The organism is Octadecabacter sp. R77987, from assembly GCF_042466115.1.
Classification (GTDB): Bacteria; Pseudomonadota; Alphaproteobacteria; order Rhodobacterales; family Rhodobacteraceae; genus SW4.
The window spans coordinates 65,019-79,521 of record NZ_JAXHBQ010000001.1; the positions used below are offsets into that span (position 1 = coordinate 65,019).

A 14,503-nucleotide genomic window follows, 5' to 3' on the forward strand; every position below is an offset into this window, starting at 1 on the left:
TACCTACACAACTACCAAAAGATTCAGTTTGATGACTTACGCCGAATGCTTTTCCAGATCCGTCCCTTAGCAACGCGGCCGTCTTGAACTTTTTTGGTGGCGAGCAATTGTGAATTGAAAGCAGGTTGTGCGTGAGCGGTCACACCGTTCTGCATGCACCAAAGCTTATACTCGTTATACAAGTCCATCGAACGCACTTGATGGCCGGGCACAAAGTCGTAGCAATCGTCCAAAAACTGACCAATCATATCGCTCTGCTCCATATATTGCCGACTCTGCAGCCTCACGCTTTCGGGAACAATCAAGCGGCCATCGCGCAGGTATTGTTCAAGTCCTTCAATTACCCAATTCAGGATCCCTGGGCGTTCCGCTGCTAGCTTTTCCGGGAGTTCCCCATCCCGATACTCGGGTGGGATAACGTTGGGGAACTCAAGCGCCAAAACCCGGCGGGCGATCGCGGCATCTCCCCCATTCAGGACGGGAAGTGCGTTTGTGACGAATACAGGCGTGGCCCGCATTTTGAACTCAAAGTACTCCTGATGCAGGTACCTTGCCGTCATGGTGTCCCCGCCAGTCATCTTTTTCAGCAGTGAGGCATCAATCTGAGTGCCGTGATTGAACTCCGTCGCGAGAGCGAGACGTGCGCCTACCATTCTGGCGATATCATTTCTGATGCCCGGATTTCGTTGCATGAGAAAGGTCGTAACTTCGACATTGCAGGAATAGTCGCCGAGCAAGTCTGCCAGAGCATTTACGATTGTGGATTTCCCGTTCGCACCAGCCCCAAAAAGAAATGCCACGATTTGTTCGTCAGCACGTCCTGTCGCGACGTAACCAAACATGCGTTGCAAAAAGCTAGCCTCCTCTGAGCCAAGTGCGAGGCCCAGAGCTTTGAGGAACTCAGGGCATGTTGCGGTGGAGTCAAACTCAACATTAGCACACTTTGTATGGAGTTCAGTGGGGTCATGAGGGCGAAATTCTACCTTCCCACCATTCCACGCAAGCGTACCATTTCGCAGATTAATCGTGTTGGGCGTCTGATCCAAATCTGCGGCGGTGACCCTGAGTGCAGGATCGCTACTCGTAAGATTTTGGATGGACTTCACTTTGCTTTGTGACAGAAAGCTCTTTAGCGCCTTCTTGGTGTCCGCCTCGTCCGGCCGGTTTCTTGCTGCCACCGTTTCGTACAGCTCCTCTACGAAGGCCTTCGTCGCTTCCTGAACTCGCAAGCCTTTCACGTCGCGGACCCAACGACCATCTTCAAAGACATGCCAACCCGCCTCAGTGACGAACTTTGTTGTTCTTGAGACTTTCTCTGCGAAGGCTCTTGAAACATCAATCTCGCTAACCCGCGCGATGATAGGTGTTTCATAGCCCGAAATACTCCGCGCGATCGAGCGCACCTCTTCGTCGGACAAAGGGTTGTCAGAAGTAGAATTGAGAGCACCGAGAAGAGCCGACAGCTCATTCTCTTCTGTGCCATGGTTTCGACGAATGAGGCCCGCAATTGATGTCAGGTTCGAGTTTCGCGCACCCGACTGGCTGAACGGCCTTTTCTGGCCTTCGGTCACAGTTGCATTAGGTTGGCCAAGCATTGTTTCGAGCCAATGAGGGATGTTTGGAAGTTCTGTCATTTATTTATTCCACGAGTAGATGTTGCCAGAGTGATGGATTGAGGGCGGGGCGACGACATAGCCGCCGTCGGAGCGCACATCGATTCCGGTTCCTATTTTTCCGGCCGAGTTGCGGATTTTCTGATCGGGCATTGCAAAGTAGATATGCTGCCCCCCTCCGCCGGTCGTCACAGACAAGGATTTGTCGAGAGGGCTAAATCGCTCCTCCAGGCAGGCCAGCGATTGAATCCCGTTCTTGTCAGCCGAAACATCAAGGTCAATGACGAGCAGTTTTGATGCTCGGCCTGTGGCAACGCCGATGTTCCAATCGGTCTGCTGCCACCAAGCTCGAATTTGCCCTTGATTAGTCGTCGCTTCTTTGACCCCTCGTTTGACCGCTGGGTGCTTGGCTGCCGATGTGCATGAGCGATCGCCGCAAGAGCAATGTCCATTGAGGATCGTATGTACCGGGAATACAGCCCAGCCTTTCGCCGCATAAAGCAGCGCCGTTTCAAGCATTCTCATAGTTTGCTCCGGCGAAGGTTTTGATGGGGTGAGTTTCGTTTTTCTCGAGCCATGTCTGGATCGACGTGAAGCGATAGAGCGGCTTACGCCCGGCATTAACCCGTGGCGGGCCCTGCCGTTTGGCGTGCCATCGCATGAGTGTGCGTGGAGATACCGCAAGCAACCGAGCGGCTTCTTCGAGAGTTAGTAGATCATTGTTTTGCGGCATTTCTGCCTCCTATCAATTGTTGATGGAGGATCAGTTGCGAATGCCTGATGTTAGTTTCTAGGGGCAGGGCGCGTTGCTCAGACCGCAGTCTGATAGACTCTGCTACAAAAGCCGTCTGGTGGTAAGACAAAGACCGAAATGTAAGCCCTTAGCTGATGTGGGGCAGTGCAAGCCCGCCCCACTCCAAAGCGTTTCAGTGAGTCTTTTTTGTTAGCTGGGAACGTCTCTGAAACCGTTGCACGACGTGTTCGACAACATCATGAGGTTGACCGCCCACCGCAGTTACGGTTGAGATCGCTTCTTTCAAAGCGAGCACTGCATCAAACACGACTTCTGCATCTTGCAGATCGTAGTGAAGATCAATCTCAGTAGCCAATTCGTGGCTGAGTGCGTGGACAACGGTCAAGAGCCGTTCGAAGTTCTCGATAGAGTAAGGTTTAGTCTCAATCATTTAAATTCTCCTGATGGCCTCTTAAGGGCGCAAGGTTGAAGTTGTTGGTGAGGGATCATGATCAAGAAAGCTGATTTTTGGGCGCTGCTTGAGCCAGCTTGTCATCTACACCCGAAATGGCCCTTCTTAGGGGGTCTTCCATCAAGTGGGCATACCTGGCCGTCGTTTGAGGTTGGCTATGCCCCAATAGGCGGCCGATGACTTCAAGGGGCTGCCCTTGACTGATCAGAATTGAAGCATGGGTGTGGCGAAGATCATGAATTCGAAAGTCCGCCAGTCCTGTCTGTTCCATCAACCATTTCCAAGGCTTGTTAATGTCGTTGATTGCCCCTCCGGCCTTTGAAGGGAAGAGAAAGTCTGACTTCGAAACCTTCTTCATTTGTTGAAGCAACTCAACCGCACTTGCAGACAATGGGACTGTCGTTTGCATGCGGGTCTTCATCCTATCTGCTGGCTTAATCCATCGCATTGCTTGGAGATCAAATTCGCTCCACTTGGCCCCGAAGACCTCACTCCGGCGAGCACCCGTCAATAGAAGTAGGGTCAGTGCATTGGCTGCAATCCGATTTTTCATTGCTGCCACCGCGGTCACGAAGCGAACAAGTTCGTCATCCGATAGATACCGCTCACGCCCATGCTCGGAGTTTGACCGAGCGCCTTGTGCGACATTGATCGTGACCCAGTCGTTACGCTTGCCAACATTCAGTGCCTTCCGGAGGGACGCAATGACTCGGTTCGCCATCACCCGTGCACTCTTGCTAATGTGCGCATGCAAAGTATCGATATCACGGCTCTTTAGGTCGCAGAGGCGCTTCTTTCCTAACACCGGAATTACGAACCGTTCCCAGTACTTGATCTGCTCTTTGCGATATGCCTCTGACACTGACGGCAGATGATCAGACTCATACATCTCCCAAAGGTCGCGAACTGTTGGTGCCTGCCTTGCGTCATTGAGCTCGTCTAAGGGGTCAATGCCCTTGTCAACTTTCACTCGAAGGTCTCGAGCTTCGGTCCGAGCCGCATCAGTCGACCAATCGGGAAACGTCCCGATGCGCATCCTGCGTTCCCGACCAAGCAAGGAGTACCCGAAAACGAATGTTTTTGCCCCGGCCTTAGTGACACGAAGCGCAAGGCCTAAGGTCGCAGTGTCCCGATACAGGACCTGTGCCGAATTTGGGGCAGGGAGGGATTTTATGAACGCGTTTGTTAGTTTCTGTTTGGGCATTGGCTTGACTCGTGTACGGATCATGTACGGTTTCAACATGTTATAAGTGGCGATTGGTGTCGCTCTACGTCAAGGTATGCCATATTAAAAACATTTGAATCCATATATATACGGCGAAAGTCTATTAGACTTGAGTGATAGGCACTGAGTTTTGTAATCAGTAGGTCCGCGGTTCGAGTCCGTGTGGGGGCACCATTTATATCAGGCACCTAGTGACGTAATTCGGGTAAACTGACACACCCCTTAACGGTCGGTCGGCGCGTCTTGGTGTTTGGTGATTGAACGCGAACCTGCGCGCGGTCATGAAAGCATATGAAATCGGGCCATATCCTCATTTTGCACGCTGGAAACGCCTTGGGATAACCCATGTCAGTGTTGCACGCGAATGGACTTGATTTCAAAGGGTTCGAAATCAAGGCCGACATCGCGCCCCGTATGGGGGATGCGCTTTTGATCGACTTCGAGGAAATCGGTCACATGCACCGTTCCGATATCAAACCCGAAACGCAAAGTCGCTGACGTCTTTTGTCCGTTCGATTCAAATATCCTGACGATGGAACCAGCACGATCGTCTGCGGGTTTGAGCGTTTCGACGATGACGTTCGGCGCGCTGGACACCACAAACGGGGCATCTAATGCCGCGTGGCCGGGCCCTTTCGGGATCACGCGCAACGGCGCGTTCAGGTCATAGGCCGCGCAGTTCAAAACAGCCGGATCGGCCCTAGGGATCGGCAACAGGCTGTAGGTAAATGCGTGGTGCCCCTGATCAGCCTGCGGATCAGGTGACGTGGAGGATTTGATCAGCGTGATCCGCATCGTCGTGTCGCGCACGTCATAGCCGTATTTGCAGTCATTGAGCAGGGCCACGGCATAGTCCCTGTCGGCCAACTGCGCCCACTTTTGTGCCGGAACTTCAAAGCGGGCCGCGTCAAAGGGCGTGTCGCGGGTGGTCGCGCGTTCCACAACGCCCCACTGCGTGTCAAACTGTGCCATTGGGGCGGTTATGGCGACCGGGAAGGCGGCCTTGAGCAGGACATGCTGTTCGTGCCACTCCACCGTGGTGTCGAAATCAATGCGGTTGGAATGTGCGGCCAGCCGGATGTCCTGCATAATCGTGCTGGAACGCCATTTGATCGTGACACGCAGGCTGGCCCGCAGCGGTCCGGCCTCGATAATCTCAAGCGAAGTTTCACCCATCACATCGTCCTGACGGTCCTCGAATGACGGGTCGATATCCCAAGCGTCCCAACAGATCGGGCGGTCCTCGAAGGCCACCAGCTGGTTGCCCAAGGCACCTTTTTGCAGCACCTCCTTGCCGGTTGCTTTGTCGTGGATGCGTGTCAGCCGGCCTGTGCCATCAACCGTGACCTGCAACGTGGCGTTTTCCAACACAAAGCCTGCATCTGTTGCGCGACAAGTGGCGGGTATCTGGGTTGGTATCGCATTTGCCAATGGCGTGACCGAGTAGGCGGGCAGGGCGTCAAACAACGCCAGCGTTCCGCCCTCGGTCGGTTGTCCGTTTGCGATGTCCGCGCCCGTGATCAACGCCAGACGCGCACCGCTTACGGGCGATGTGTTCGCCAGCGCCGGTTCCTGCATCGCCAGAACATCCGCGGCGGCTGCAGACGCGGCCCCGGCCAGTTCCATAGTGCGGGTATAGTCCGCGCGGGCATCGTCAAAAACCTGCGCGACCGATGTGCCTGTCACGATATCGTGGAACTGGTTAAGGCACAGCAACTGCCAGGCTTCGGTCAGATCGGGGGAAAGGCCAGCCATCGCAGAGAGTGCTTCGGCCTCGTGCAGGGCCCATTCCGCCTTGCGGTTGGCGCGCTTGATCCAGCCTTGGGATGTGTAAACGCCCCTGTGGCCCTCCATATAATGTTCGCCCACATGCACGGGAAGGTCAGTGGCTGCCGCTTCGATCGCCTCAAACGCCGCGCGCACAGTGCTCATCCTGAAACGCGGCATTCCGGGCATATCGGCATAGGCGTGGCCCTTGGCCAGCAACGCCTCGGTCGGGCCGCCGCCGCCGTCACCATAGCCATAGCAGATCGGCAGATCGCGCACCTGATCCTGTGTCGTTGAGCGATCCCAGGTCCCGTAAACCTCGTAGGCGCTAAGATCGCTTTTGTAGTTGGTCGGGAAGGGCAGATATTGCACGTCACGCGGGGTGGTCAGCACATGGGCCAGCACGCGGCTGCCATCCAGCCCTTCCCAGTTGTGGCTGGAGGAGGCCACCGGATTGATCTGATTCCAGTTCAGCTTGTTCGTTGCGAACCATTTCAGGCCCGCATGGCGCATAAGCTGGGGAATTTGCGCGGGAAACCCGAATGTGTCGGGCAACCACAGGACCGGCGTTTCAACATCGCCGAATGTGTCACGAAAATAGCGGCGGCCAAGGGTCAGCTGGCGCACGAGCGCTTCGGGGCCGGGGATGTTCAGGTCCGGCTCGACCCACATGCCGCCCATGACCTCCCAGCGCCCTTCGGCCACACGGGCTTTGATCTGGTCAAAGATCGCTGGATAATCCGCCTGCATCATGGCGTAAAGCTGGGGTTGGGAATGCGAGAAGTGATAATCGGGATCAACTTCCATCAGGCGCAATACGTTCGAGCAGGTGCGTGCGTTCTTGAGGCGCGTTTGCGCAATCGGCCAGAGATAGGCGATGTCGATATGGGCGTGGCCAATGCCATGCAGGGTCACATCCAGCGGATCGCCTGCCGCGGCCTTGCCCTGTTCCAGGGTGGCCAATGCGGCGGCGGCCGTTTCATAAAGCGCATCCCCCAAAGGCGCGCGGGTATCAAGCACCTTGAACGCGTCATCAAGTGCGGCCAGCAGTTTCTGATGCACGGGATCATCCGGCGCGAGCACCGACACCGTATCCAGCATTGTTTGCGCAAGGGTGTGGAACGCCAGCAAGGTCGGATCACGTTCCACGATCGCGGGGGTGCCCATGAACAGCTTGGCCTTGCTTGTCGGATCCGGCGGCCAGTCGGTGTGGCCCGTCCAGCCCTGAAGCGACAGCACATGCTGCTTGCCGTCCGCAAGTGCGCCGTCCAGTTGGATGGTGTGGTGATAGCGATCTGCCGATGCGACGGGGCGTTCGTCAATGTGCACCAGTGCTTCGGGGTGGTTAAAGATATCGCCCAGGACCCCAAGCGGAAGGTGCAGCACGATTTTGTCAGCGTCCCAGCCATCTGGCGCCGCAAAGCTGCTTTTGAGGATGAAGTTCAGGTCGGTCTGGCCCCAGTAGCTTTGGTGCGGGATTTCCGCCCAGCCGGTCGGATCGGCGCAGATCGGGGCGTCAACCGTGGCCGCCGCAAGGGGGAGCAGCCGGAACGGCGGCAAGGGTTGGCGTTTGCGGTGCACATAGGGCGCAATCAGCGTCAGGCGCTGTGCGATCTTTTCGACTGTGAAGGGCCAGCGTCCACTCATCAGCGCGCGGTTTCCTGGACCAGATCAAAGCCCGGCACGCCACCGCGATAGACGGATGCGGTTTGCGCGGCCTCGGCCTCGAGTTTCGTCGGGTCCCAATCGCTGCGCCCATCGCCCCAACTGCGGTCCAGATCGGGCCAGGGGATGCTGTCGATCAGCAGCTTGGTATAGGGGTGTTGCGGTGCGCCGATCACGTCCTTGGGTGGGCCTGCCTCGACCACATGCCCCTTGAACAGCACCATCACATAGTCGCTGACGTGATAGGCGGTGGCCAGATCATGGGTGATGTAAAGGATTGAAATCCCGTATTTATCCTTGAGATCATAGATATTCGACAGGATCGAGGCGCGCAGCGAAGCATCCACCATGCTGACGGGTTCATCAGCGATCAGCAACTTGGGCGACAGCATCAATGCCCGCGCCACCACAAGACGCTGGCGCTGACCGCCCGACAATTGGTGCGGATAGCGGTTCAGCACCAGATCGGGATCAAGGCCGACCGCATCGCAAGCCTCTTCCATCGCCCGCTGGGTGTGGGCAGCCCCTTGGGACAGACCAAACTGTTTGAACGGGAATTTCAAGGCATGGTTCACGCGGTAAAACGGGTTGAAGCAGGCATAGGGGTCCTGGAACACGGCCTGCACGTTCTTGCGAAAATCAAGGCTTTGTGCGGCGCTCATTGCGGCCACGTCCTGCCCTTCAAACAATACGCGCCCCTGACTGGGCGGGTTAAAGCCCAGCATGATCGACCCCATCGTCGATTTTCCCGAACCAGACTGCCCGACGATGGAAATGATCTGCGGCGTGTCCCCTTGCAGTGTAAACGACATCGGATGCAGCGCTGTGACGGCGCCATAATCCTTGCGCACATTTTCGAACCGCAAAAGCGGTTCTTGCGTGCCACGTGCGGGCGCATCGGCGCGGGCATCGGGGTTGAGGAAACTTTCACCGCCAACCAGCGGCACCGACGAGATCAGATCGCGTGTGTAGGGGTGTTCGGGCGCTTGCAGGATTTGCTGCACCGTGCCGTGTTCGACCAGTTCACCGTCTTTCAAAACGGCCAGTTCATCGACGGTTTGCGCCATCAGCCCCATGTCATGCCCGATCAGCATCAGGCCCGATCCGATCTGCCCCTGAATATCCTTGAGGGTCTGCATGACCTGGCGCTGCGTCACCACATCCAGTGCCGAGGTCGGTTCGTCCGCGATGATCAATTCGGGGTTCAAGATGATGCCCATGGCGATGCAGACGCGTTGTTTCATGCCGCCCGACAGTTCGTGCGGGTAAAGCTGGCCGGTATGCACCGGCAGACCAACGCTTTGCAGCGCCCCGTCAGAGCGGCGTTTCAATTCGGCGCGGTCCTTGTGCCCTTCATGGGCAATGATCCCGTCCCACATCTGCGGTTCGACCCGCATCACGGGGTTCAGTGAATTCATCGCGCCCTGCGGGATATAGGCAACGCGCGACAGGCGGGTCTTGCGCATTTCTTCTTCGGAGAGTGCAAGAATGTTGGTGCCGCCCAGATCAATTGTGCCACCCGACACGCGGCCCGGTTCGGCCAGCATTTGCATCACCGCCAGCGCGGTCGTGGTCTTGCCCGAACCACTTTCGCCGATGAACCCGACGCGACGACCCTTGTGGATATCAAGCGACAGCGCTTTGACCGCCTGCACGATCCCTTGCGGTGTGGGAAATTCAATCGACAGATCACGCAGGGTCAGGACAGGTTTATCGGTCATGATAGCTTCCTCAGCCGCGGGTTCGAGACCTCATCAAGGCCAAGATTGATCAGTAACAGACCAATGAAAATCACCCCGAGCAGCAGCGTTGGCAAGCCCCACCACCACCACAGGTTCTGGATCAGCGCGCCGGCGTTGATCGCCTCGTAGATGGTGCGCCCCAGTGTCGGGATGCGCTGTGGTCCAAGACCAAGCACTTCGAGGCCGACAGCCGTCACAATCGAGGTGGTGACCGAAGCGATGAAAGACCCGAACAGATAGGGCACAAGGTTGGGCATCATCTCGCGGAACATGATGTGGGTCGTGGACGCGCCGGACAATTGCGCCATCTGCACATAGCCAGATTGCTTCATCGACAGCACCTGCGCGCGGATCAGGCGGGTGGGCGATTGCCACACAAAACCTGCGATCAGCAAGGCCATCATCGTCAGCGTCACATCGCCAAAGGCCGATTGAAACACCACAAGGATCAAGAGCGGCGGGATCGTGATCATCACGTCCGCACCGACGCGGATCACATCATCCGTGCGCCCGCCAAGGAAACCGGCGGAAAAGCCAAGAAAAATGCCGATGGACATGCCGATAAGGCTGGCCAGCAACCCGACAAACAAGGTGTTGGGCGCGCCGACGATGATCATCGCCAGCATGTCGCGCCCGCCACCATCGGTGCCGATGGGATGATCCCAGATACCCGGTTGGCGGCGCAGGTTTTCAAAGCCCACGGGCGGCAGTTTCAACGGGCTGGAGCCGGTAAAAACCAGATCGAGGTTCCACAGGATGCGCCCGACGATACCAATCGCGATGATGGCGAGCAGCAGCCCCAAACCCCAGATCAGTTTCGGGTTCATCCAGGGGTTATCAAACCGTCGGATACGGCGGGCCTGCCGCTTTTGCGCGCGGGTCGGGGAGATGTTGTCGGTGCTGGTCATGTCATGCGACCTCGTGCCGGATGCGGGGATCTATGAACGGATAAAGCAGATCGACAAGGAACACCGACAGGGCCGTGATCAGGATAATGACAAAGCTGACCCCCTGAATGACAGGGAAATCCTGGTTGAGGATCGCGTCATAAAGCAGCTTGCCCATGCCGTTATAGGCAAAGATGCGTTCGACCAGAACCTGCCCCGCGATCAGCAGCCCGATCTTGAGGGCAAAGGCGGTGATCTGCGGCAGGATCGCGTTGCGGATCATGTAGCGATAAAGGATATAGCGCGGACGCAGCCCCTTGGCCTCGGCCAGTTTGACATAGTCTTCGCCCTGCACGCCGATCATCAGCCCGCGCATCCCCAAGGCCCAGAAACCGAAGGTGACGACCACAATGGACAGCGCGGGCAGGAAACCGTGGTGCAAAACGGATTGCACGAAAGCCCACGTCCAGCCCGGTTCGACAAAGATGGAGTAGGCGCCCGTCAGCGGGAACCATTGCAGCTTGGCGGCGAAAATCCACATGAGTAGCAGGCCGGACAGGATTGGCGGGATCGAGGTAAATACCATTGCTGCGGGTATCGCGACCTTGACCAGTTTGGGCGACCTTTCCCAGACCATCAACGCGCCCAGCAGGTTGCCGATGAAAAAGGTGATCAGCAGCGACAGGATCATCAGCCCCATCGTCCAGGGCAGGGCGTTCAGGATCAGTGTGGAAACAGGTGTCGGGAAGGCGGCCGTCGATAGGCCGAAATCAAATACCAGTGCACCGCTTATGTATTTGAAATACTGCACCAAAAGCGGCTGGTCGATCCCCATGTTGGCGCGCAGTTGTGCCAGGATTTCCTCGGAGTTCGCGACCGAACCGGCGCCCGATGCCATCCGCCCCAGCGCAATTTCGGCAGGGTCCACGGGCGACAGGCGCGGGATGATCCAGATGATCGTTGCGGCGATCAGGATCGTCAGCACGAACGTTACAAGCCGGTTGATCAGATATGATCTGGGTATGCGTCCCATTGCCTTGCCTCCCTATCGGGGCATTTCGAAAATCGGAAAGAAGAGCGGCGGGTCGTGCCCCGCCGCCCCGTGGGAGGCGTTTTAGTTACCAGCCGGTTCCAGATTGTGGATAATTTGGTGGGTGTGATTCCACCAGAAGAACGGGTGGTTGTAGTAGTTGTCAGCCGTGGGCCACCCCGTCCAATATGTCTCGTTCATGGGCAGCAGCTTGGCGGCCTGCACCAGCGGGATGAACGGCATTTCCGCGTCCAGATGCGCGTAGGCTTCTGCAACCAGACCGGGGATTTCTGCGTCACCCAACGAACGGGCAGCGATGTCGGCCATGAAGGCGGAATAAGCCTCGGCTGCGGGTCCGTCCCAACGCGCGGTGTTGTTGAAGCCGGGGCTGCGTTCGCCAACCGGCACCACATCAGCGACCGTATAACGCCCCATCGACGCCCAGGGTTCGTTCACCGATCCGCAAGACAGCCAGCTATAGGACATCTCGTAAGCGCCAAATGGCAGGACTTCACCCCAGAACACGCCATTTTCCACAGGCACGGCGCGGGCATCAATTCCGGCGCGCTGCAACTGTTCAACAATCACATCAATCGTGCGGGTATATTCAGTCGAAGCCGAATTGACATGGATATTCACCGAAAGGGTTTCGCCGTCCTTGGTATAGTAGTCACCGTCACGGGTGTAGCCTGCAGCTTCGATCAGCGCCTGACCACCGGCCACATCAGCAGCTGCGGGCAGGCCATACCCGGCCTCGACCACGGCGTCGATGAACGGCGCCATTGATCCGTATTGCGCGAACATCGTGGAGCTCGCCTCGGTTGTGCCCTCGTAGGCGACGTTCACGATCTGACTGCGATCAATGATATGGGCGACGGCCTTGCGCATATTCGCATCGTCCCAAGGTGCTACGGTCGTATTGATTTCCAACTGACGCGCACAGGGGTCGGCAGCCGCATAGGGATAATCGTCATACCATGCGATCACATTGGCGTTTTGCGCCTGAATGGCCTCGAAGGTGCCGATGGTGACGTTTTGCGCCGCATCAAGCTGATCGGATGCGATCAACTGCGCACGGCTTTCCTCGCCGCCCGATTCAAGGAAGATCACACGCTGAGGCGCGGGCAAGTCCATGAAACCGGTCCTGGCCCCCCACCAATCATCGTTACGATCCCAGATTGCGCGGTTCGAGGTGGCCGAAGTGAAGGTGTATGGCCCCGTGCCGATGGGCGGGTAGAATGTGAAAGTCGCGGCGTCTTCGCCGGCCCAGATGTGTTCGGGCATGATCAGGAATGACCCGAAGATACGCACGCCAAAGTTTTCGACAATGAAACGCGGATTGGGGGCTTGCAGGGTAAAACGCACGGTCAGGTCATCGACTTTTTCGACGGATGCAACCTGTGCCTTGATGGTGGCGGCCTCGCGCGATGAAATCTCTTCGTTGGTCATTGCCAGATTGACGGTAAAGATCACATCGTCGGCATTGAACGCCTCGCCATCGGACCATTCCACGCCGTCGCGCAGGGTGATGGTGAATTCGGTGCTGTCCGCGTTTTGCTCGAATCCGGTGGCAAGCCACGGGTCAATGTCGCCGCTACCGTAATTGAGGACAAAAAGCGGCTCCCACATGGTTTGGTGCGCGCCGTGCATCCGCTTGGTGCCCGGAGTCATCCAGTTGAAATTTTCAGGGTCCTGGATCGTGCGATCAAGGTCAAAGATCACCGTGTTTTCGCGCGCGACATCCTGTGCGGATGCACCGGTCGCGACCAGCGCAAGCGCCGAAGTTGCAAGCAGGGTTTTCATCAGGTTCATTTGGTCTTTCCTCCCAGAGATGGGCATTTAGCCCGTTGTTGTGCCCGCCTAGCGGGCGTAGTCCATGACCAGAACGCGGGTGCGATCGGGCAAGTCGTTCTTGGTGAGCGTGACAGTGTCGCCAAAGGCGAAATCAACCTCGCTGGCCTCGTCAAAATGCGACAGGAATGTTTCGATCCAATGCAGGTTGCGCGGCTTGTAGGTCAGCGTGCGAAAATGCATCGGGATCACCAGCTTGGGTGCGGTTGCATCAATCAGGCGTTTGACCTCGTCCAGCCGCGTGGTGAAAACACCGCCCGCAAGGGTCAGCAGCACGTCAACACCTTGGAAAAACGCAACCTGTTTGTCGTTCAGGTCATTGCCCACATCGCCCATATGGCCGATCTGCATGCCGTCGACTTCGAACCGGTACATGGCGTTTGCACCGGGTTCATGCAGGGGGTGATCCGCGATCTCCATTGCCTCGACCGCGCGCACATCCAGTCCCGCAATCGTTTTGCGCCCGCCTTCGCGCACTGCATCAAGTGTGTTGAGCCAGACATGATCGCCCGGCACCAGATCATGGCGGCAGTGGGCACTGTCATCGTCCGAGGACGTCAGCACGATATCGGCTGGATCGTTCATCGGGGCGTAGCCAATCTCGTCGGGTGTATAAGGGTCGAGCGCAATACGCAGCCCGGCCGCCGAGGTGATCATAAACGCCGCCTGACCATACCACTTGATCTGCATCAGTTGTTTCCTACGACATGTGGACTGCTGGTTTTGGTGATGTCGTTGTTGGTAGGGCGTGGGTGGGTTTTCCAAGAGCCCGCATCGCCGCGACACAAGATCGCTTCGACGCCGGTCGCCCATTTGGGATTCGTGATCGCGACACTGGGCGGGCAATAGCGCAGTGTCAGACCGCAGCGGCGGCGGTCACTTGTATTGGCCTGTGAGCCATGCACCAGCATATCGGCGTGCAGTGACATCTGTCCGGCCTTCAAGGTGTTGGTAAACGGCGCGCCCATTGCATCGGCGTTGGCGGTGCCTTTGTGAAACACGCTGCCTTCGCCTTTGGTTTCGGCCACGGGCAGGGCGCCCTTGTCATGGGTGCCGGGAATGAACTGCATCGCCGAATTGGCGGCGTCGGCATCGTCAATCGCCAGCCATACCGTGACCGTGCGCGCGGGCGAAAGCGCCCAGAACGACGCATCCTGATGCCATGGTACAGCCTTGGGATCGTGTGGGCGTTTGGACAGGATCGCGCTGGCCCAGCACAGGATATCAGGACCCATAAGGTCCTGGACGAGATCAAGGATGCGCGCGTCCGCCGCAATATCGTAAAGCCCGGACAAACGCGCCTGATAGCAATTGATGCCATAGGCGCCAGCCTCTCCCATGTCGTTCATCAAGCCATTGATATAGGCACGGATATCGGCAATTTCGGCCGCGTCGAAAACGTTAAACGGCTGCACGAAGCCATTTGCGTTGTAGCTGGTGATCTGCGCGGCTGTGAGCCGTTCAGGCGTGGCATTGACGACCGGCGAAAAGCGCAGGTCTTGCTTTTGATCCAACATG

12 protein-coding genes are annotated in these 14,503 nt (G+C 57.3%); all 12 read right to left on the reverse strand.

The genetic code is table 11. The features are described from left to right. Positions 1–23: 23 nt before the first annotated feature. Positions 24–1,634: a phage/plasmid primase, P4 family gene (locus SJY21_RS00315; protein WP_377504550.1), complete on the reverse strand. Its 1,611-nt coding sequence runs from the start codon at positions 1,632–1,634 to the stop codon at positions 24–26. Further along, positions 1,635–2,138 carry a bifunctional DNA primase/polymerase gene (locus tag SJY21_RS00320; protein WP_377504553.1) on the reverse strand — a complete coding sequence of 168 codons (504 nt, stop codon included), beginning with the start codon at positions 2,136–2,138 and terminating at the stop codon, positions 1,635–1,637. After that, complete coding sequence (locus SJY21_RS00325) at positions 2,125–2,346, reverse strand: helix-turn-helix domain-containing protein (protein ID WP_377504556.1); 222 nt, start codon at positions 2,344–2,346, stop codon at positions 2,125–2,127. The genes SJY21_RS00320 and SJY21_RS00325 overlap by 14 nt, the downstream gene beginning before the upstream one ends. Before the next feature lie 193 nt (positions 2,347–2,539). Then, on the reverse strand, positions 2,540–2,797 hold the full coding sequence (locus SJY21_RS00330; protein WP_377504559.1) for a hypothetical protein: 258 nt from the start codon (positions 2,795–2,797) through the stop codon (positions 2,540–2,542). Positions 2,798–2,858: 61 nt separating this feature from the next. Then, a complete protein-coding gene (locus SJY21_RS00335) occupies positions 2,859–4,061 on the reverse strand; it encodes a tyrosine-type recombinase/integrase (RefSeq protein WP_377504561.1) in 1,203 nt (400 codons plus the stop codon). Positions 4,062–4,391: 330 nt separating this feature from the next. Further along, a complete protein-coding gene (locus SJY21_RS00340) occupies positions 4,392–7,457 on the reverse strand; it encodes an alpha-mannosidase (RefSeq protein ID WP_377504564.1) in 3,066 nt (1,021 codons plus the stop codon). Continuing rightward, positions 7,457–9,196, reverse strand: coding sequence for an ABC transporter ATP-binding protein (locus SJY21_RS00345; RefSeq protein WP_377504566.1), 1,740 nt, complete (start codon positions 9,194–9,196; stop codon positions 7,457–7,459). Before SJY21_RS00345 ends, SJY21_RS00340 begins: the two co-directional genes overlap by 1 nt. Further along, positions 9,193–10,125 (reverse strand): ABC transporter permease, encoded by a 933-nt coding sequence (locus tag SJY21_RS00350; RefSeq protein WP_377504569.1) that lies wholly within the window; start codon positions 10,123–10,125, stop codon positions 9,193–9,195. Before SJY21_RS00350 ends, SJY21_RS00345 begins: the two co-directional genes overlap by 4 nt. A 1-nt stretch (position 10,126) precedes the next feature. Beyond that, entirely contained in the window at positions 10,127–11,137 is a 1,011-nt protein-coding gene (locus SJY21_RS00355) for an ABC transporter permease (RefSeq protein ID WP_377504572.1), read from the reverse strand. A gap of 81 nt (positions 11,138–11,218) precedes the next feature. Beyond that, the gene (locus SJY21_RS00360; RefSeq protein WP_377504575.1) at positions 11,219–12,946 is read right to left on the reverse strand and encodes an ABC transporter substrate-binding protein; all 1,728 of its coding nucleotides are present in this window, start codon (positions 12,944–12,946) and stop codon (positions 11,219–11,221) included. A gap of 48 nt (positions 12,947–12,994) precedes the next feature. Continuing rightward, positions 12,995–13,675 (reverse strand): MBL fold metallo-hydrolase, encoded by a 681-nt coding sequence (locus SJY21_RS00365; RefSeq protein WP_377504578.1) that lies wholly within the window; start codon positions 13,673–13,675, stop codon positions 12,995–12,997. Further along, positions 13,675–14,502 carry a phytanoyl-CoA dioxygenase family protein gene (locus SJY21_RS00370; RefSeq protein WP_377504581.1) on the reverse strand — a complete coding sequence of 276 codons (828 nt, stop codon included), beginning with the start codon at positions 14,500–14,502 and terminating at the stop codon, positions 13,675–13,677. Before SJY21_RS00370 ends, SJY21_RS00365 begins: the two co-directional genes overlap by 1 nt. Between the last annotated feature and the right edge of the window lies 1 nt (position 14,503).

Coding starts and splice junctions, on each gene's coding strand:
- SJY21_RS00360 (WP_377504575.1), bottom strand. CDS start 12,946: ATGAACCTGATGAAAACCCTGCTTGCAACTTCGGCGCTTGCGCTGGTC.
- SJY21_RS00330 (WP_377504559.1), bottom strand. CDS start 2,797: ATGATTGAGACTAAACCTTACTCTATCGAGAACTTCGAACGGCTCTTG.
- SJY21_RS00320 (WP_377504553.1), bottom strand. CDS start 2,138: ATGAGAATGCTTGAAACGGCGCTGCTTTATGCGGCGAAAGGCTGGGCT.
- SJY21_RS00370 (WP_377504581.1), bottom strand. CDS start 14,502: ATGTTGGATCAAAAGCAAGACCTGCGCTTTTCGCCGGTCGTCAATGCC.
- SJY21_RS00315 (WP_377504550.1), bottom strand. CDS start 1,634: ATGACAGAACTTCCAAACATCCCTCATTGGCTCGAAACAATGCTTGGC.
- SJY21_RS00365 (WP_377504578.1), bottom strand. CDS start 13,675: ATGCAGATCAAGTGGTATGGTCAGGCGGCGTTTATGATCACCTCGGCG.
- SJY21_RS00335 (WP_377504561.1), bottom strand. CDS start 4,061: ATGTTGAAACCGTACATGATCCGTACACGAGTCAAGCCAATGCCCAAA.
- SJY21_RS00340 (WP_377504564.1), bottom strand. CDS start 7,457: ATGAGTGGACGCTGGCCCTTCACAGTCGAAAAGATCGCACAGCGCCTG.
- SJY21_RS00345 (WP_377504566.1), bottom strand. CDS start 9,196: ATGACCGATAAACCTGTCCTGACCCTGCGTGATCTGTCGATTGAATTT.
- SJY21_RS00325 (WP_377504556.1), bottom strand. CDS start 2,346: ATGCCGCAAAACAATGATCTACTAACTCTCGAAGAAGCCGCTCGGTTG.
- SJY21_RS00355 (WP_377504572.1), bottom strand. CDS start 11,137: ATGGGACGCATACCCAGATCATATCTGATCAACCGGCTTGTAACGTTC.
- SJY21_RS00350 (WP_377504569.1), bottom strand. CDS start 10,125: ATGACCAGCACCGACAACATCTCCCCGACCCGCGCGCAAAAGCGGCAG.